Raw genomic sequence first — 18195 nt, 5'->3', positions numbered from 1 at the left:
CTCGTTAGAACCGCTCGCTGATCACCTTGGGTTGGGTGAACAGGTGCAGATAATCGCTCCCGCCGGCTTTGCTATCGGTGCCCGACATATTGAAGCCGCCGAACGGCTGCACCCCCACCAGCGCGCCGGTACACTTGCGGTTGAAATAGAGATTGCCAACGTGGAACTCCTCGCGCGCCCGTTCCAGCCGTTCGAGGTTGCGGCTATAGAGACCTCCGGTCAGGCCGTATTCGGTATCGTTCGCAATCGCCAGCGCCTCGTCGAAGTTGGCGGCACGGATAAAGGCCAGCACCGGCCCGAAAATCTCTTCTTGAGCAATGCGGGCATGCGGCTTGACATCGGCGAAAACGGTAGGATTAATGAAGAAGCCGCCGTCTTTCACCAATTCGTGATCGATCACCTCGCCACCGGCCACCAGCCGGCCCTCTTCCTGCCCAATCGCAATATACTGGCTGATCGAATCGAAGGCGCGCTGGTCGATTACCGCACCCATATCGGTTTCCGGCTTGGTCGGGTTGCCCAGCCGCAGCGCCTTGGTCTTCTCGATCACCCACTGCAAGACCTGATCGTAAACCTGATCAACTACAATCGCTCGCGAGCAGGCGCTGCATTTCTGGCCCTGAAAGCCAAAGGCGCTCACGACAATCCCGGTTGCCGCCGCTTCGAGATCAGCCGTCTCATCAACGATAATCGCATCTTTGCCACCCATCTCAAGGATCGGGCGCTTGAGCCAATTTTGGCCGGGTTGGCGCACGGCGGCGCGCTGCTGGATGCGCAAGCCGACATTCTTCGAGCCGGTGAAACCGATGAAGCGCACCAGCGGGTGATCGACCAGAAAATCACCGATCACCGCATCCTCACCGGTGATGAGATTGACCACTCCCGGCGGCAAGCCAGCCTCTTCCAAAATCTGTACCAATAGATTGGCCATAACCGGCGCGCGCGGCGACGGCTTGAGCACGACCGTGTTCCCGACCACGATTGGGGCTACCGTCAACGTTGTTGCAATTGCGAGCGGGAAATTCCACGGCGGAATCGCCAACCCCGGCCCCAGCGGAATGTAGCGCAACTCATTAAATTCGCCGGGATAGGGCACGAGCGGTTGCCGCTCGCCTTGCAACGCGAGCGCTTGCCGCGCATACCACTCACAGAAGTCGATCGCTTCGGCCACATCAGCATCGGCTTCGACCCAATTCTTGCTGACTTCGTGCATCATCCACGCCGCTAGCTCTTCCTTCCGCCGGCGCATAATCGCCGCTGCGCGCAACAACACCTGCGCTCGCGCGCTCACCGGTGTGCGCGACCACGTGCGGAAGGCGGCGTCGGCTGCCACTACCGCCTGATGGGCCTGCTCTTGCGAGGCGTTGCTGGCGTAGCCGACGACCTTCTTCGGCTCAGCCGGGTTGATCGAGGCCAGCTTGCGCTCGGTGATGATGTGCTCGCCGCCGATCACCAGCGGGTAGGTTCCTCCCTGTTGTCCGGCGACGTGCCGGATCGCCCGCTGCATCGCCGCGCGCCGGTTGCCGCTGTCAAAATTGCCAAACGGTTCGTTTTGAAAGGGGGTCAGCATATCTATTCTCCTTGCCATTGTGGGGCTGCCATCACTGCTCATTGTAGCAGGGAAATGGGCGAACCGCGCGAACCATCACTCCTCTCCCGCGCCGCTGGATGGGGAGCAATCGCCACAAAGAGACGCAAAAGCTACAAAAAGGTTTTGTTTTTATGGGTCTTGGTGGCTATCCAACAGCCCGCGCAGCGGGCTTCGTAAGGATAGCCCGGCCCTTCAGGGCCGGGCCCTGCCGGAGCGTGAGCAATCGCCACAAAAAGACACAAAATACGCAAAAACAGGTTGTGTTTTTGTGGCTTTTGTGTCTTTTTGCGGCTATCAAAAAATCCCCCCTCCCCCAGCGGGGGAGGGGCTGGGGGTGGGGGCATCAGCCCGCGCCGCTGGATGGTGAGCAATAGCCACAAAGAGACGCAAAAGCTACAAAAAGATTGTGTTTTTATGTTCGGAGAAACGCCGCTTCCGGCTTGTCATTGCGAGCCGAGCGGTCGGGGCCGAGCGCCACTCGGCCCGCCGTGAGGCGAAGCAATCTCCCGCGAGGGCGGGATCCCATCACTCATCGATCAGTCTGTGCAGCAGGCTTCGTAAGGGTAGCCCGGCCCTTCAGAGCCTGCTATCCCTGAGCCGGCTCATGCCGCTGGAACGGGAGATTGCTTCGGTCGGGCGGCCCCCAGCCGCGCTGGGAGCCGCCGCTCCCTCGCAATGACAGCCGGAAAGCGGTCGAGGGTGTACCCTCACCCCCAGCCCCTCGCCCACTGGTCGGGAGAGGGGCGTGGCTGCGTTCCGCTCCTGCCCTGCTGTGCCTGCCAGCACGTGGCTCCCCCTCTCCCGCACTAGCGGGAGAGGGGGCACGGGGGTGAGGGCCATCGCCCGCGCCGCTGGATGGGGAGCAATCGCCACAAAGAGACGCAAAAGACACAAAAAGATTTTGTTTTTATGGGTGTTGGCGGCTATCCAACAGCCCGCGCAGCGGGCTTCGTAAGGATAGCCCGGCCCTTCAGGGCCGGGCCCTGCCGGAGGGTGTTCAATCGCCACAAAAAGGCACAAAATACACAAGCATGTGGTGTTTTTGTGGCTTTTGTGTCTTTTTGCGGCTATCAAAAAATTCCCCCTCCCCCAGCGGGGGAGGGGCTGGGGGTGGGGGCATCAGCCCGCGCCGCTGGATGGTGAGCAATCGCCACAAAAAGGCACAAAATACACAAAAATAGGTTTTTGCGGCTTTTGCGTCTTTTTGCGGCTATCAAAAAATCCCCCCCCTCCTCCAGCGGGGGAGGGGCTGGGGGTGGGGGCTATGATCCCGCCCTGCCGGAGGGTGTTCAATCGCCACAAAATACACCAACATGGTGTGTGTTTTTGTGGCTTTTGCGTCTTTTCGTGGCTATCAAAAAATCCCCCTCTCCCAGCGGGGGAGAGGGGGCACGGGGGTGAGGGCAACCACCTTACGCGGTCGCCATCGCCGCCTTCTGCTTAGCCTTTTCTTCCTCGACCAGCACACGGCGCAACACCTTGCCGACTAGCGTCTTGGGCAGCTCGGTGCGGAACTCAACCTCACGCGGCACCTTATACGGGGCAAGATGCAGCTTGCAGAACTCCTTAATCTCTTCGACGGTCGGATTTTCTCCCGGCTTCGGCACCACAAACGCCTTCACCGTATCATCGCCGCGCTGCGGATGCGGAATGCCGACGACCACTGCTTCCATCACCTTGGGGTGCATAAAGAGCACTTCCTCGACATCGCGCGGCAGCACCTTGAGACCGCCGACGTTGATCATATCCTTCTTGCGGTCAACGATGTAGAAGTAGCCGTCTTTATCGACCCGCGCAATATCGCCGGTGTGCAGCCACCCATCGGCGTCGATCGTCTGCGCTGTCTCGTCGGGCCGTTGCCAATACCCCTTCATCACCTGCGGCCCGCGCACGCACAGCTCACCGGTCGCGTCGCTGCCCGGCTCAATCTCCTTGCCTGTATCCAGATCAATCACCTTCGCCTCGGTGTCAGGCAGCGGGATGCCGATACTACCGGCGCGGCGTTCGCCAAAGACCGGGTTGCAATGCGTCACTGGGCTGGCCTCAGTCATGCCGAAGCCTTCGACGAGACGGCCACCGGTCAGTTGGCCGAACTTCTCTTGCACATCCATCGGCAGCGGCGCCGACCCGCTGATACAAGCCTTCACGCTGCGCAGGTCATACTCGTTGACCTTCGGGTGATTAATAATACCGATGTACATCGCCGGTACGCCGGGGAAGAGCGTGCAGCGCTCGCGCTGAATAACGTTCATCACGTTATCGATCGGGCGCGGGCTGGGCACGATCACAATCTCGGCTCCGATGTGGATGCTGTACATCATTGCCACGGTCATGCCGTAGACGTGGAAGAAGGGGATAGCGGCCATCATCTTCTCGCCGCCGGGCTGGCCGCGGGTCAACCACGAAGCGACTTGTACCGTATTGGCGATCAGATTGCGATGGGTCAGCATCGCCGCTTTGGGCAGGCCAGTCGTGCCGCCGGTGTATTGGAACAAGGCGACATCATCGGGCTTGAGATTGACTTTGGGCGGCGTCGGGCCGTACTTCTCGAGCAGGTGCTGGAAGAAGAAGATGTCCTGCTCAGGCATGACATCAACCCATTCCGGCGTCTTTTTCTGCGCACTCTTCACCAGCAAGTTCGAGGGGAAGCCGAGCGTGTCAAAGATGTGCGCCACGATCACGCGCTTGACCGGCGTCTCCGCGCGCACCTCACGCAGACGCGGCCAGAACAGGTTGAGCAGCACGATCGTCTCGGCGCCCGAGTCATGCAATTGGTGCTGCAATTCGCGCCCGGTGTAGGTCGGATTGGTGTTGACTACGATCGCGCCGAGCCGCATACAGGCAAAGAAGGTGATAATGTAGTGCGGCGAGTTGGGCAGCATCACCGCCACCCGATCTCCTTTGCGCACACCGAGCTGGTAGAGCGCCGTCGCCATCCGGTCAACTTTTTCGTTCAACTGCCGATAGGTGAATTTGCCGCCAACGGTGAATCGCCCGCCGAGTAGATAGCGCAACACAAAGTTGGTTGCAGTGTGATCGGCGTAGGTTTTGGCGCTGTTGTTCAACATGTCGCTGAGCGTAATATCAGGATAGGTCAGCGACTGCGGCACGCCCGGCTCGTAGTACGACAACCAAATCTTGTCCAAATTGCACCTCCTTGTGCGCCCTAACGTGACGAAGGGGAATACAACGAATTGCTTACTGCTCAGCGGTGAAGGCGATTGCCTTCACCGCGCCGCCGGCCATTGCCTACACATCGTCGCGGAGCCAACCCCGCTCGCGGGCGATGAACTTGATCGTTGCATCGTCGGGCGGGTACAGTCCGGCTGCTTGATAGGCGTAGGCCAGCAAGGCTGCGCCGCCGATCAAGCCGATAATCAGACCAAGCAGAAAGGTGAAGACACCGATCACCTGTTTCATACAACCTCCCCGTGTCTCTTCCCGTGTACATTGGGGGAATACATGTCGATTGTACCATATTTTACCGGCGTTGGAAGTGAATCGAGTATAATAAGGGTGTAGCCGCTCTGCTCTTTCCCAGTCTGTGTACGCAAGCTATTTCCCTTCTGCCAGACGATCACGCTGGTTGTTGCCCGATGATGTAAACAAGGAGTTGTCCAATGGCTAAAGTGAAGATGACGCGGGGCAAGTTTAATGGGATTCAAGCCTGTGCTGACGCCAATGGCATTATTGCAGCGGCGGCGATGGATCAGCGCGGTTCGCTGAAAAAGGCAATCGCCAAGGCGCGCGGTGCGGATGCATCGAACGAAGATCTGACGGTCTTCAAAACCGCTGTCACCCGCATTCTCACTCGCCACGCGAGCGCTATTTTGATGGATCCGGAGTATGGCTTGCCGGCGATTGCCCAGCGCGCTCCCGGTACCGGTGTCTTGCTCGCCTACGAGAAGACTGGCTATGACGCTTCAGTGCGCGGTCGTATGCCCGATCTGCTCGATGTCTGGAGCGTGCGCCGTCTGAAGGAAGCCGGCGCTGATGCGATCAAGATTCTGCTGTACTATAACCCCTTCGACGATGCTGCTATCAACGAGGTGAAACACGCCTTCATCGAGCGTATCGGCGCTGAGTGTGCGGCGAACGATATTCCCTTCTTCCTTGAGCCGATCGCCTACGATGATACGGTTGGCGATGAGAAGAGCTTTGAGTTTGCGCTGGTGAAGCCCAAGTATGTCACCGCCTACATGGCTGAGTTCTCGAAGCCGCAGTATGGCGTCGATGTGCTCAAGGTCGAGGTGCCGGTGAATGTGAAGTTTGTCGAGGGGATGCGCGTGTTTAGCGGCCAGAAGGCCTATAGCCGCGAAGAGGCGAAAGAATACTTCCGGCAGGCTGCCGCTGCTGCCTGCAAGCCGTTCATCTACCTGAGCGCCGGCGTCTCTGATGAGGTGTTCCGCGAGACGCTCGAGTTGGCTGCCGAAGCGGGGACGCCCTTCGCCGGTGTGTTGTGCGGTCGCGCCACGTGGCAAGATGGCATCCCGGTCTATGCCCAGCAGGGGCTGGCGGCGCTGGAGGCATGGCTTGAAGATCGCGGCGTGGCCAATATTACTGCGTTGAATGAAACGCTGGCCAAGGGCGCCAAGCCATGGTGGACGATCTACGGCGGTCTGGAGAATATCGAGGTCGTAGATCTGCCGGTTGTGAGTTGATTGCCGGTATTGAAGTGGAATCCCGGCCCTGAAGGGCCGGGAGCTGCCGGAGCGTGATCAATCGCCCCAAAAAGACGTCAAGCGCACCCCCATGTTGTGTGTTTTGTGTCTTTTTGTGGCTATCCAAACCAACCCCCTCTAGCGGGAGGGGGCCGGAGGGTGAGACCCATCAGCCCGCGCAGCGGGCTTCGTAAAGATAGCCCGGCCCTTCAGGGCCGGGAGCTGCCGGAGCGTGATCAATCGCCCCAAAAAGACGTCAAGCGCACCCCCCCACGTTGTGTGTTTTGTGTCTTTTTGTGGCTATCCAATTCAACCCTCTCTAGCGGGAGGGGGCCGGAGGGTAAGACCCATCAGCCCGCGCAGCGGGCTTCGTAAGGATAGCCCGGCCCTTCAGGGCCGGGAGCTGCCGGAGCGTGATCAATCGCCCCAAAAAGACGTCAAGCGCACCCCCATGTTGTGTGTTTTGTGTCTTTTTGTGGCTATCCAAACCAACCCCCTCTAGCGGGAGGGGGCCGGAGGGTGAGACCCATCAGCCCGCGCAGCGGGCTTCGTAAAGATAGCCCGGCCCTTCAGGGCCGGGTTCTCTGCTTCGACCTTGAACCAGCGGGAGCCGGGGATTACAGACCTACAATCCCCATTCCACCTTTGCCGGCCCGGCGCAGCCGCTCGATCGTTGACCAGCGCGGCGTATCAGGAACGCGCGTTGGTTGCAACCCCTGCGCCATCAACCGCATCGAATCACGCCAGCGCGCCGGTGGTGCAGCAGGTGTATGATCGGCCTGCGCTGCCTCTTCAGCCAGCAACAAGGTAATCGCTGCAACCGCCGCTGCGGCCTCTTCTTCGGTTGGCGTGCCAGTCGTCGTGACGCGCATGATACTGTCTCCTCCAAAGCAGGATGATCGTTCCGCGGTACAGCCCAACGACGATCCGCGTTCATCCGTTGCACCAGTGTTTATCCGTGTTCTATTCCCCTACACCCGCCCAATCAACCGCTGCACCATCACCCGCTGCGCCGCCAATTCGCGTTCGGCAGGCAAAGGCGCCAGTTCGGCGTTCGCGCCGTAGCGCCGGCGCAGCGCCAGCCCGATCAAGTGATCGGTCAGTTGCGGGTTTTTCGGCAACAACGCCCCGTGGAGATAACACCCAAACGTATTGCGGTAGATCGCGCCGCCCCAGCCATCTTGGCCGTTATCGCCGTAACCGGCCAGCACCTTGCCCAACGGCTTCACGCCTGCCCCGTGGAAGGTGCGCCCGCTGTGGTTCTCAAACCCCACCAATCGCCACGGCCCCTGCCCGACATCGACCTCGATCACGATATTGCCAATCATCCGCTGTTTGCCGGCGATGGTATGCACATCCAGCACCCCCAAGCCGGGCAGCCGCTCGCCGGTGTGGGTCAGGAAGTAGTGGCCGAGCAACTGGTAGCCGCCGCAGATCGCCAGCATCACCAGATCGTTCTCAATCGCGGCCCGCAACCCCGGCCCCTGCCGCTCGATCAGATCGGTAGTGATCAGCGCCTGCCCGCTATCTTGCCCGCCGCCGAAAAATGCCAGATCGACCGATCCCCAATCAATCATATCACCGGGATTTACAGGAATGATCTCTAACTCGATCCCGCGCCGCAGGCAGCGTTGGCGCAGGGCGATCACGTTGCCGCGATCGCCATAGACATTCATATGATCAGGGTAAAGATGGGCCAAGCGCAATGTCGTCATGCTCGCATCCGCAGCCGGGGCAACGTATGCGTTGCCCGCTCTTATGCCCGTGCCAAATAATCTCCCTCACCGATCCACGTATACGTCGTCAATTCCTGCAACCCCATCGGCCCGCGCGCGTGCAGCCGGTTGGTCGAGATCGCCACCTCAGCGCCCAACCCAAACTGGCCGCCGTCATTGAAGCGCGTGCTGGCATTGACAAAGACCGCCGTTGCATCGACTTCGCGGGTGAAACGGGCCGCGCTAGCCGGATCACCAGTCAAAATCGCTTCCGAATGGCCGCCGTACTGGGCAATATGATCGAGCGCCTCGTCAATATCGCTCACAACCTTGATCGCTACAATCAGCGCCAAAAACTCACGGCCAAAGTCAGCCGGCTCAGCGGGTTTGATGTTCCATTGCTCATGGCCCGGTGCATCAGCCAGAATCGCCAACGCTTCGAGATCGCAGCGCATCTCGACGCCATGTTGGGCCAGCGCTGCGGCGACCAGCGGCAAGAAGGCCGGTGCTGCGTCGCGATGCACCAATAGCGTGTCGAGCGCATTGCATGCCCCCGGTCGCTGGACTTTGGCATTCACAATCACCGGCACCGAGCGGGCAAAGTCGGCACTTGGCTCGACATAAATATGGCTAACCCCCATCCCGCCCACAATCACCGGCACCGTCGCGTTTTCAACGCAGAAACGGTGCAGGCTAGCGCCACCGCGCGGGATGATCATATCCACATAGCGATCGAGCCGCAACAATTGCCGTACCAATTCGCGGTCGGGATCGGTAATGCTCTGCACCGCAAACACCGGCAGGCCGGCCTCCTCCAAGGCGCCGGCAATGACCGTCGTCGTCGCGGCTACGCTGCGCGCAATATCGCTGCCGCCGCGCAAGATCACCGCATTGCCAGCCTTGAGGCACAGTGCGGCAATGTCAACCGTCACATTCGGGCGCGCCTCGTAAATCGCACCGATCACCCCAATCGGCACCCGCCGCTTATACACGCGCAACCCCGACGGCAACTCGCGCTGATCAAAAATTTCACCGACTGGGTCGGGCAACTCCGCCACCTTCCGGCAATCGTCGGCGATCGCTTGCAACCGCGCCTCAGTCAACAGCATACGATCGACAATCGCCGGCGGCGTGCCGGCCCGCTCGGCATCGGCCACATCAGCCGCATTCGCGGCCAAGATCTCGCTCTGCCGCGCTAGCAGGCCATCGGCAATCGCGTGCAGCGCGGTATTCTTTTGCTCAGTCGCCAGATTTGCCAGCGTGCGCGCCGCTTTCTTCGCCCGCCGGCCAATCATCTCTAGATCAATCATCGCGCGAACCTCCCCGATCGTGTTCATCATAGCGGCGCCGTTCCGATTCTAAGTAGCGCCGGGCGCGATCAAAGCGATCCTCTAACTCGCCGCGCTGGTACGCTTGCCAGAGCAACCATACCGCTGCCAGCGCCAATCCGCCACCCACTACCATCAGCGGTAAGAGCGCCGCCGTAACCATATTTGACGTGGCAATCACGACCATTGCCGCCGCTCCCAACCCAAACGCCAGCCGCCGCCGCGAACCAGCCGTGCTGCGCTGAAATTGCGCCAAGAGCAACACCGCGATGATCAGCGCCACAATGATCCGGATGATGTCAGGATTCATGATCGTATTCCTGTGGTACGTATCTTGGCGGCATTGTACCACGGTCTGCTAGCGGTGCTGGTTATCGATGGTCGCCAAAAGACCCAAAAGATGCGAAAATGAGGATCCATGGAGTGCCGTTTGTGTCTCTTTGCGGCTATTCCGCTTGTGCTTCTTGTGGCCTCTTTGTGGCTATTCCAACCCAGCCTGCGCAGCGGGCGGCGGCAGGGTAGTCCGGCCCGTGGCGGGGCGCGGGCCGCTGGCCCGCATGGATAGCCACAAAAAACACAAACGACGCAAAAATGATGTTTGGGTCTCTTTGCGGCTATTCTGCTTGTGCTTCTTGTGTCTTTTTGTGGCTATTCTACCCCAGCCCGCGCAGCGGGCTTCGTAATCCTAGCCCGGCCCTTCAGGGCCGGGTACCGAACAGATGTTTTGTTCGCCCTTGAATGCTAGTGGGAAAGGGGCTGGGGGTGAGGGTGAACCAAAGCATCTCAAAGCCATCAACTACATCTACGCTCGTATGTTCTGTTTGCTGTGGACGTAACACAGCCGCGTTGTGTTCCTATCCGTCCTCGCAATCGTATAGAGAGTACATGCGTCGTTGCCAAAAAACGTCGTAGTCATCATTTATGTACTGGCCTCTCCTTCCATAAACGCCGCCCAGATCAACAAGCCAAAGCTCACGTAGTTGATCGGCGTCCGGATCGCATTCAACTGATTCCACGCCTCTCGCGCTTGTGCCCAATCTGCTGGCGGCGCTGCTGGATCCCATCCCAAAACGGTATTGTTGATCGGTACGTTCAGCACAATCGTAAAGACGCCAACCCCAAAAAAGAACAGCACCCATCCTAATGCCGTGAGTCGCCAATAGGCTGTGTGGCGCTGCGACCATAGCCGGACGAGCGGGTACAAGGGCAGCCACATCGCCAGATTCGCCACAACGATAACGCCAGTGGGAAAGGCGTCGAGCGCCCGAATCAGGCCCTGTTCGATACGCGCGTACTCGGTGGCGTTCAGCGTAGCTAGCGTTGGGATCACGCCTTGCTCGAAAGTGTAGAGCAGGCCAGCAAAAAGCCCTATCGCGAACGTGAAGATGAGATGGACGATCCGGATGCTCAGCATACAATTGCTCCTAGTGTGTGCTTACCAGAGCGGCGGTTCAAAAATCTTGAGCGCCAGAATAATGATGACCAGTATGCCCATGGTGACGCCAACCTGATTGGAACGGCGCGCTAGCGTCTGATACTCCGGGTCGCCGCTCCCTTTCGCATCAAGCATCTTGATTTGCCGGCTCAGCAAGGGAGTGTAGACCCCATACGCTAGCGCCATTGCTACCACGTAGAGCGCGATTGCTACCCACAGAAATGGCGCGACGCTCTTGCCCATTGCAATCATGAGCGCGCCGGTGACACCTCCGATGAGGTAACACGGATTGGCTACATAGTCATCAATAAACTTGACGCCGCGCAGGGCGAACGGCAAACTGGCTGGATCGCGCGTGCCGCGGGCGATCCAGATGGCGTAACTGGCGTTTAAGCCAACCGCTGTCATGGTGGCAACGATGTGCAGGAAAACCAGCAGTGTGTAGATGAAGGGCTGCGCCCCTTCCGGTGGTGGGTGCATCGGCGTTTCTCCCCTTGGCAGACGGCTCATACCGCGACTATAATGGAACAATGCTGGATGATCTATGTTGATCTATCTATAAATCTTTGCCAATCGTCCACACATCATGGATGCACTCACCCACATCCTTGATACGCTACGCCTCAGTAGCAGTGTCTATTGCCGTTCGGAGCTTGGCTCGCCGTGGGGCTTGCACTTTGCCCCCCGCCCGTGCGCGGTCTTTCACGTGCTGCATCGCGGCAATGGCTACGTGCAGCTAGCCGGTGATGATGAACTGCTGCCATTGGGTGAGGGTGATGTGCTGCTCTTGCCGGGCGGCGATGAGCATATCCTCTGCGAGACGCCTAATGCGCCGCTCTTCCGCAATCTTGAACTGGATCAGTGGGGAACCTGTGCATTGATGCGCTGGAGCGATCAGCCAACCGCGATCGTGCTGTGCGGGACGTTCGCTATTGAGCGGCGCGATCTGTTGCCGCTGCTGCAACAGATGCCCCGGATCGTCCATATTCCGCATCGCGAAGCCGGCGCGTTTACCAGCGTGCTGGTCTTGATGGCTGCCGAAGCCGAAGCGGCTCGTCCCGGCAAAGAGGCGGTTTTGCGCCGGTTGGCCGATATTTTGTTTATTCAGATCATCCAGCGCTGGGTTGAGTTGCAAGGGGTGGAGCGTTGCGGCTGGCTTGGCGCGCTGCACGATCCGCTGATTGGCAAGGCGCTCGGCCTCATTCACAGCCAGCCCCAGCAGCCGTGGACAGTCGCCGCGTTAGCGCGGGCAGTGGCTTGTTCGCGATCGGCCTTTGCCGCTCGTTTCGCTGCCCTGACTGGCGAAGGGCCAATCGCCTATCTCACCCGCTGGCGTATGCAACTGGCTGCTCGGTTGCTGGCCGACCACCCTCATGCGCGGGTGAGCGAGATTGCCGAACAGGTAGGCTACCATTCGGAAGCGGCGTTTAGCAAAGCGTTCAAACGTGTAATGGGAGTCGCGCCACGGAAGTATCGGCAATAAAGGCGGCGAATAGCCACCAACAGCCATAACAGACGCGCATGCATGCGAGGTGTGGTTGGCGGGCGAGCCGCCCGCACTCCGTAGTGGGGCGCGGGCCGCAGGCCCGCATGGATAGCCACAAAAAACACAAACGACGCAAAAATGATGTTTGGGTCGCTTTGCGGCTATTCCTCTTGTGCTTTTTGGGTCTTTTTGTGGCTATTCCCAACCCACCCCGCGCAGCGGGCTTCGTCAGAGGATCATGGCGGGCGGACAGAAATTTGGCTGCGACCAACCGTTGAACGCTGGGCAATGCCTCAAAGTATCGCCCTGCTCCCCTCTCCCGCGTCAGTGGAGAGGGGCTGGGGGTGAGGGTGAACTACCGCGGGGCGACGCCATTTGCGCCTTTTGTGTCTTTTTGTGGCTATTCTACTCCAGCCCGCGCAGCAAGCTTCGTCACCCCAATCTTGCTCACCATTTTTGTTACTTGTGGTACTATACAAAAATAAGGCAGTGATGCCCGTCGCCGTGACGGGCATTTTTGTATCTTTGAGCCAGAAAACGAGGTGAAGGGTATGTCCGTTGGGGTGGCTTATACGCTGACCTTGCGCTGCCAAATCGAAAATCGGCCCGGTATGCTGGGCCGGCTCACGACCCTGATCGGCGAGGTCGGCGGCGACATCGGCGCGATCGATATTGTCCGCGCCGAACGCAACATTCTTGTGCGCGACATTACCGTGCGCGTGCAAGATGAACAGCACGGCGAGCAACTGGTAGCCGCAATCAATACGCTCCAAAACATCAAAGTGCTTCAGGTAAGCGACCGTGTTCTTCTGACCCACCTCGGCGGCAAGCTTGCTACCCAGAGCCGCGTATCGCTCAAGACCCGCGATGACCTCTCGCTGGCCTATACGCCGGGGGTGGCCCGCGTCTGCCGCGTGATCGCCGACGATCCCGAACAGGTCTATTCGCTGACGTGGAAGGGGAATAGCGTGGCGGTGGTTAGCGATGGCTCGGCGATCCTCGGTTTGGGCAATCTTGGCCCCGAAGCGGCGATGCCGGTGATGGAGGGCAAGGCGATCCTGTTCAAAGAGCTGGCCAATATTGATGCAGTGCCGATTTGTCTGCGTTCGCAAGACCCGGATATCATTGTGCAGACGGTTGAGCAGATTGCGCCGAGCTTCGGCGGCATCAATCTCGAAGATATCGCTGCCCCCAATTGCTTTATCGTCGAGGGCCGGCTGGAAGAGAGCCTTGATTTGCCGGTCATGCACGACGATCAGCACGGCACCGCTGTGGTGGTACTGGCTGCCCTGCGCAATGCGTTGCGTCTTGTGGGTAAAACGCTGGCCGATGTGCGGGTGGTGGTGAATGGCGTCGGCGCTGCCGGCACCGCGATTATTCGCACGTTGATCGAGGCCGGCGTCGGTGAGATTACGGCGGTGGATCGGTTCGGGATTTTGGTCGAGGGTGATTATGCCCGCCAGACTCCGATGCAACGCATTGTCGCTTCACAAACCAACCGTGAACGCCGGCGCGGCGATCTGGCCGTCGCCTTGCGTGGGGCCGATGTCTTTATCGGTGTCTCGAAGGGCAATATCCTCACCCCTGATCACGTGCGTTCAATGAGCGCTGATCCGATCATCTTTGCGCTGGCGAACCCGATCCCCGAAGGCGATCCCGATATGCTGCGCCAGTATGCCCGTGTGGTCGCGACCGGACGCAGTGATCAGCCAAACCAGATCAATAATGTGCTCAGCTTCCCCGGCATCTTCCGCGGCGCGCTCGATGTCAATGCCCGCAAAATTACCTCGGCGATGCGCCTTGCCGCTGCCGATGCGCTGGCCAATGTCATTCCACCCGAAGAGATGAACGAAGACTATATTGTGCCGAGCGTTTTTAACCGGCAGATTGTGCCGGCCATTGCCGCCGCGGTGGCCCAAGCCGCGATTGCCGATGGCGTTGCCCGCCGCACCCACATGCCGGGTGATTGATGATGGCAGCAGGGGCAAGGCATGCCTTGCCCCTGCCTTGCCCCTGCCTTGCCCCTCGCTAAGCTGCTACCGCAACCACTCCCGCCACGCGGCTTCGAGGGTTGCCAAATCAACCCCGTAGACGCCTTGATAATCGGCGCTGCCGGGAACGCCATTGCCGCTGCGGTAGAGCCGGTCGAAGGCGTCGCGGCCATACGTGACCAGCAGATATTCGACAAAGCTGGCCCATTGGTAGTAGAGGGTATTCATTTCGGCGGCGGGCCGGCCCAGATGGTTAGTGATCAATGGCAGCGGCGCTTGCCCGCCAAGGAAGGCGCGGAAGGTGGCGTGCCGGCCCAGCCAGTAGTGACCTGCGCCCCATGTGGCCCAGCCTTCGAGCAAGATCGGGTCACTGCGCAGATGAGCGTCGCCGTAGTAGTCATGGGCCAGTTGGTGAACAAATTCGTGGGCGAGAATGTTGACAGCGCGCGCCGGCGGAATGGCGGCGCACGTGGTGACGTGGACTTCGCGGGTTTGGGTATAAGCGGCGCCGTGCAAGGCGCACTGCGGGTCGGCAAGGATCTGCACTGTGATCGGCCCCGCCAGCGTCGTCCCGGTGCGCGCGCTGACGTAAGCCAGCGCCGTGTACAGCTCTGCCGTGATCGCGTCGAGGCTGGCATCGCTTGGCAGTGCCTGCGGCGCAACGCTGATCCGCAATGTGTCAACCTGCACCGGCCGCATTGACCGGCTGATCGCCGGCACGGCCCCGTCCCCACTGAAATTTACGACCAGCGGGGCAAGGCGGCGTGGCTGATGGGTGCGGCTAACAGTGATCGCCGCCGCCGCGACGATCACGACGATGGCGGCGAGCAGCCAGCGTGTTCTCAGCGTAAGTATCACCTGTAGCCTCTCGTATGGGCACAGCGTATTGTGTCCTAGCGTGCTGTGCCCTAGTGCGCAGTGCTCCGGCGTCGCTACTCGCTGATCACCTCGTACTGCGCCCGTTCACTGGTGTGCGGCGTGACCGCAATCACCACCAAGACCCCTCGCTCGCCGTTGTTTAACGTGGCCGTCGCAACGCCATCGGCATCGACCGTTAGCGGTTCCACCGTGATCTGGCCATCGGTCGCGGTGCGCACCAGCCGTAGTTCCCACTGCTGCGGCAGATCGCCGTCGATGCGCACAAAGCCGGCAGCTTCCCAATCGCCTGCCCCGCTTTCCACATCGTCGCGGAAGCCGATTTCAGGAATGGCGATGTTGTCAATGATGATCCCCGGTGCATGCACCCCTTGATCGTTGATCGACCAAAAGCGCAACAATACCTCTTGCCCGGCAAACGGCGTCAGATCCATCTCCTCGCTCACCCAGCGTCCGCGCAGGCCATCTTCAAGGTTCGCCTCCGGCCTCCCCGACACCCCGGTCAACCCATGGCCGTAATTCACCCCCTGCGGGTCGTAGTCGGTTGTCCACTTGCCGGGCAGGGTCTCCCACGTCCGCCCGCCGTCGGTCGAAACGGTGACGAAGGCGTAGTCATAATCGTCTTCGATCTCGAACCACGTGTCAAAGGTGAGCGTCGCCGAACTGACCCCACGCAGATCGATCTTGCGGGTGAGCGTCGCAATACTATCATCGCTGCGGTTGCTCCACCACGCATAGCGCCCGCGCGGCATCTGCCCGGCGATGCGCACGGTGGTGTCGCCGCGGAAGGTGACGGTGCGCGTGTTGCGCGGCAACGACAGATAATCGACGCCAAACTGCACGATGTCGTCGCTATGGCGGTTCTCTATCACGTCTGGCCGCACGGTGCGCGGCAACAAATTGCTCAATTCGGTGCCGGTGTCGTAGGTGTAGCGCCCGTCTCCCACCTTGGGGTCATTGATCAGATTGGCAACTGCCCAGTCGGCCATAATCTGGCGAAAATGGGTGATGTCAGGCCGGGTGCGTGCGGCCAGTTCGACGAATGCTTCGAGGTTATTGCCCGCATTGGCCCGGATTAAGGGTCGCAGTTGGTCTTGACCGGCGTATTGGGCATAGATGTAGCGCATAAAGAGGTGGGCAGCGCCGTAATGCACGCCCGATTGGCTTGGCGCAAAGCCCCACCCGGTCAGTTGAATGTCGGTATTGCGCAGGTAGAGCGGGATGAAACCTTCTTGCTGAAAGCCGTTGAGGTCTTCGGCCAACTGTGACATTCCCTCATTGAGCCAGAGCGCTCCTCCCGGCTGTTCGTTTTGATGGATCATGTGCTGAAATTCGTGGGCCAGCACATCGAGGTAGGTGTCGCTGCCGAACGGCATCAGGTCGATGTTCATAAAGAACATCTCGCGTTCGTTGCTGTAGCGATTGACTTGCCGCGTCAGCGAGTCGCTCGACGAGTAGTAGCCGAGAATCTGGCTGCTGCGCTCGACGGCATTAAGGATCGTGATCCGGTTGTCGCCATCGACGCCGGGTTGCGCTTCACTGCCAAAAATCTCGCGGGTGCGCGGGTAGATCTCTTGTTCAAACGTGCGCGCTGCTCGTTCGAGGTCGCGCTGTTCGTAAGGCACACCGGTTTCGACGTACATCAACACCACCGGCCCAGCGTAGCGAAGCTCGGCAGTGATCTCGTACTGGGTGTCGGTGCTGAAATCGGTCACGAAGAAGGTGCGCCGTTCGCCAACTTGCACCTCGAGCGGATCGGTGCGGGCGACGTCGGGGCAGGCCTCTGGCGCCGGACGGCACGCGCCGAGCTGGCGCGCGAGCTCAATCTGATCGCGTGGTAAGCGACGCGCCGCATCGATCAGAGCGATTTCATCCGCTCCGGACGGGTCTGGATTGGTCACTGTCACCGGTGTGGGCGGGCGGGTCGGTGCGCTGGTGGTGCCGGTAGTAGGGTGCGGTGTGGCAGTTGGCTGATTAAGTTCCGGCGGTTTCTCGTCTACCGGTATGCAGCCGGCCAGCAATGCGAGCACAAGCAGAAGAAGGAACCGTTTCATAGGAGAGTCCGTTACGCAAAGGCGCACCGTCGCTGCGCCTGCGGGTGTGGCAAGATTGCAATCGCATTGTACCGCAAAATGGGCGCCACTCGCCATTGAGTGACGCCCGCTGAAGGGGGAAGGAGGAAATCTATGCTAACGCGCTGCGTGAGCCAGTTACGCCGCGATCGCAGTATTGCCGCTGCGATTGGCCATCGCCCGCAAGCGCGAGATGCGCTTGTGCGTCTCTGGGTGAGTGCGGAAGAGACTGGCCAGCCCGCCCAACACCGGGTTGACGATGTACAGGTGCGCTGTCGCTGGACGAGCCTCGTCCATCGGCATCCGGCCAGCCGCCCACTCTAGCTTCTCAAGCGCGCTGGCAAGCGGCAAGGGGTTGCCAAGGATTTGCGCGCCGCCAGCGTCAGCCATGTACTCACGCGAGCGCGAGATCGCCATCTGAATTATCAGGGCCATAATCGGGGCCAGCATCGCAGTGAGTACGCCACCCACCAAACCAGCGATGCCACCACCCTCTTCCTCATCACTCCCGCCAAGGCCGGCGAAGATCATCCCCCACATCACCATATCGGCCAGCATGCCAATCGCACCAGCAATTGTCGCCGCAATCGATGAGATCAGCGTATCGCGGTGCTTAATGTGCGCCAGCTCGTGCGCAATCACGCCGGCCAGCTCTTCACGGGTGAGCAGCCGGGCAATGCCGGTTGTCACCGCCACCGCGCCGTGCTCAGGGTCACGTCCGGTCGCAAAAGCATTCGGCGCATCGGTATCAATAATGTAGACTCGCGGCTTGGGAATGCCGGCCCGGCGCGAGAGTTCTTCGACCATCGCATGCAATTCGGGCGCTTCGCTCGGCGAGACCTCTTGCGCGCCGCTCATCTTCAGCGCGAGTTTGTCCGAGAACCACCACGCGCCCATGTTCATCACAATAGCCAGAACGAAAGCGATAATCATACCGATTTGGCCGCCGACCGCGCCGCCAATCACAATGAAGAGACCGGTGAGCAGGCCAAGCAGACCAACCGTTTTCAAGCTATTCACAAATATTGTCATGTGGCGTC

The 18195-nt window shown here is 60.0% G+C and carries 15 protein-coding genes; 3 read left to right on the top strand and 12 right to left on the bottom strand.

The window, feature by feature from the left end; all coding sequences use genetic code 11:
• Positions 1–4: 4 nt before the first annotated feature.
• The 3 genes from pruA to A6A03_RS20305 form a co-directional block, all read right to left on the bottom strand.
• Positions 5–1570, bottom strand: coding sequence for an L-glutamate gamma-semialdehyde dehydrogenase (gene pruA / locus A6A03_RS06215; RefSeq protein WP_066784998.1), 1566 nt, complete (start codon positions 1568–1570; stop codon positions 5–7).
• A 1433-nt stretch (positions 1571–3003) separates the two neighbouring features.
• Positions 3004–4737, bottom strand: a complete 1734-nt coding sequence (locus A6A03_RS06210) for a long-chain-fatty-acid--CoA ligase (protein WP_066784995.1) — start codon at positions 4735–4737, stop codon at positions 3004–3006.
• 103 nt (positions 4738–4840) lie between these two features.
• On the bottom strand, positions 4841–5011 hold the full coding sequence (locus A6A03_RS20305) for a hypothetical protein (protein ID WP_156525280.1): 171 nt from the start codon (positions 5009–5011) through the stop codon (positions 4841–4843).
• Between the two features lie 200 nt (positions 5012–5211).
• Between A6A03_RS20305 and A6A03_RS06205 the strand changes: the two genes are divergently transcribed.
• On the top strand, positions 5212–6252 hold the full coding sequence (locus tag A6A03_RS06205) for a tagatose 1,6-diphosphate aldolase (RefSeq protein WP_066784992.1): 1041 nt from the start codon (positions 5212–5214) through the stop codon (positions 6250–6252).
• Positions 6253–6869: 617 nt separating this feature from the next.
• On the opposite strand, the gene A6A03_RS06200 is transcribed toward A6A03_RS06205, so the two are convergent.
• The 6 genes from A6A03_RS06200 to A6A03_RS06175 form a co-directional block, all read right to left on the bottom strand.
• Positions 6870–7124, bottom strand: a complete 255-nt coding sequence (locus A6A03_RS06200) for a hypothetical protein (protein WP_066784989.1) — start codon at positions 7122–7124, stop codon at positions 6870–6872.
• 99 nt (positions 7125–7223) lie between these two features.
• The gene (locus tag A6A03_RS06195) at positions 7224–7967 is read right to left on the bottom strand and encodes a type 1 glutamine amidotransferase (RefSeq protein WP_066784986.1); all 744 of its coding nucleotides are present in this window, start codon (positions 7965–7967) and stop codon (positions 7224–7226) included.
• A gap of 41 nt (positions 7968–8008) precedes the next feature.
• Positions 8009–9277, bottom strand: coding sequence for a glutamate-5-semialdehyde dehydrogenase (locus A6A03_RS06190; RefSeq protein ID WP_066784983.1), 1269 nt, complete (start codon positions 9275–9277; stop codon positions 8009–8011).
• Positions 9270–9605 carry a hypothetical protein gene (locus tag A6A03_RS06185; RefSeq protein ID WP_066784980.1) on the bottom strand — a complete coding sequence of 112 codons (336 nt, stop codon included), beginning with the start codon at positions 9603–9605 and terminating at the stop codon, positions 9270–9272. The genes A6A03_RS06190 and A6A03_RS06185 overlap by 8 nt, the downstream gene beginning before the upstream one ends.
• A 609-nt stretch (positions 9606–10214) precedes the next feature.
• Positions 10215–10709: an anthrone oxygenase family protein gene (locus A6A03_RS06180; RefSeq protein WP_066784977.1), complete on the bottom strand. Its 495-nt coding sequence runs from the start codon at positions 10707–10709 to the stop codon at positions 10215–10217.
• Positions 10710–10730: 21 nt separating this feature from the next.
• Positions 10731–11210 (bottom strand): DUF2269 family protein, encoded by a 480-nt coding sequence (locus A6A03_RS06175; RefSeq protein ID WP_066784974.1) that lies wholly within the window; start codon positions 11208–11210, stop codon positions 10731–10733.
• A gap of 106 nt (positions 11211–11316) precedes the next feature.
• On the opposite strand from A6A03_RS06175, the gene A6A03_RS06170 reads away from it, so the two are divergent.
• Together A6A03_RS06170 and A6A03_RS06165 are read left to right on the top strand one after the other, a co-directional pair.
• The gene (locus A6A03_RS06170; protein WP_066784971.1) at positions 11317–12213 is read left to right on the top strand and encodes an AraC family transcriptional regulator; all 897 of its coding nucleotides are present in this window, start codon (positions 11317–11319) and stop codon (positions 12211–12213) included.
• Positions 12214–12767: 554 nt separating this feature from the next.
• Positions 12768–14186, top strand: a complete 1419-nt coding sequence (locus A6A03_RS06165) for a malic enzyme-like NAD(P)-binding protein (RefSeq protein WP_066784967.1) — start codon at positions 12768–12770, stop codon at positions 14184–14186.
• Positions 14187–14252: 66 nt separating this feature from the next.
• Here the strand turns inward: A6A03_RS06165 and A6A03_RS06160 are convergent, their stop codons facing one another.
• The 3 genes from A6A03_RS06160 to htpX form a co-directional block, all read right to left on the bottom strand.
• Positions 14253–15065 (bottom strand): gluzincin family metallopeptidase, encoded by an 813-nt coding sequence (locus A6A03_RS06160; RefSeq protein WP_066784964.1) that lies wholly within the window; start codon positions 15063–15065, stop codon positions 14253–14255.
• 74 nt (positions 15066–15139) lie between these two features.
• A complete protein-coding gene (locus A6A03_RS06155; RefSeq protein ID WP_066784963.1) occupies positions 15140–17137 on the bottom strand; it encodes a M6 family metallopeptidase in 1998 nt (665 codons plus the stop codon).
• Positions 17138–17293: 156 nt separating this feature from the next.
• Positions 17294–18187: a zinc metalloprotease HtpX gene (htpX, locus tag A6A03_RS06150; protein ID WP_066784960.1), complete on the bottom strand. Its 894-nt coding sequence runs from the start codon at positions 18185–18187 to the stop codon at positions 17294–17296.
• Positions 18188–18195: the final 8 nt, after the last annotated feature.

The organism is Chloroflexus islandicus (genome assembly GCF_001650695.1).
GTDB lineage: Bacteria > Chloroflexota > Chloroflexia > Chloroflexales > Chloroflexaceae > Chloroflexus > Chloroflexus islandicus.
This window is presented reverse-complemented; position numbering and strand designations above follow the sequence as displayed.

Coding starts and splice junctions, on each gene's coding strand:
- A6A03_RS06170 (WP_066784971.1), top strand. CDS start 11,317: ATGGATGCACTCACCCACATCCTTGATACGCTACGCCTCAGTAGCAGT.
- A6A03_RS06180 (WP_066784977.1), bottom strand. CDS start 10,709: ATGCTGAGCATCCGGATCGTCCATCTCATCTTCACGTTCGCGATAGGG.
- A6A03_RS06185 (WP_066784980.1), bottom strand. CDS start 9,605: ATGAATCCTGACATCATCCGGATCATTGTGGCGCTGATCATCGCGGTG.
- A6A03_RS20305 (WP_156525280.1), bottom strand. CDS start 5,011: ATGAAACAGGTGATCGGTGTCTTCACCTTTCTGCTTGGTCTGATTATC.
- A6A03_RS06165 (WP_066784967.1), top strand. CDS start 12,768: ATGTCCGTTGGGGTGGCTTATACGCTGACCTTGCGCTGCCAAATCGAA.
- pruA (WP_066784998.1), bottom strand. CDS start 1,570: ATGCTGACCCCCTTTCAAAACGAACCGTTTGGCAATTTTGACAGCGGC.
- A6A03_RS06200 (WP_066784989.1), bottom strand. CDS start 7,124: ATGCGCGTCACGACGACTGGCACGCCAACCGAAGAAGAGGCCGCAGCG.
- htpX (WP_066784960.1), bottom strand. CDS start 18,187: ATGACAATATTTGTGAATAGCTTGAAAACGGTTGGTCTGCTTGGCCTG.
- A6A03_RS06190 (WP_066784983.1), bottom strand. CDS start 9,277: ATGATTGATCTAGAGATGATTGGCCGGCGGGCGAAGAAAGCGGCGCGC.
- A6A03_RS06195 (WP_066784986.1), bottom strand. CDS start 7,967: ATGACGACATTGCGCTTGGCCCATCTTTACCCTGATCATATGAATGTC.
- A6A03_RS06175 (WP_066784974.1), bottom strand. CDS start 11,210: ATGCACCCACCACCGGAAGGGGCGCAGCCCTTCATCTACACACTGCTG.
- A6A03_RS06155 (WP_066784963.1), bottom strand. CDS start 17,137: ATGAAACGGTTCCTTCTTCTGCTTGTGCTCGCATTGCTGGCCGGCTGC.
- A6A03_RS06205 (WP_066784992.1), top strand. CDS start 5,212: ATGGCTAAAGTGAAGATGACGCGGGGCAAGTTTAATGGGATTCAAGCC.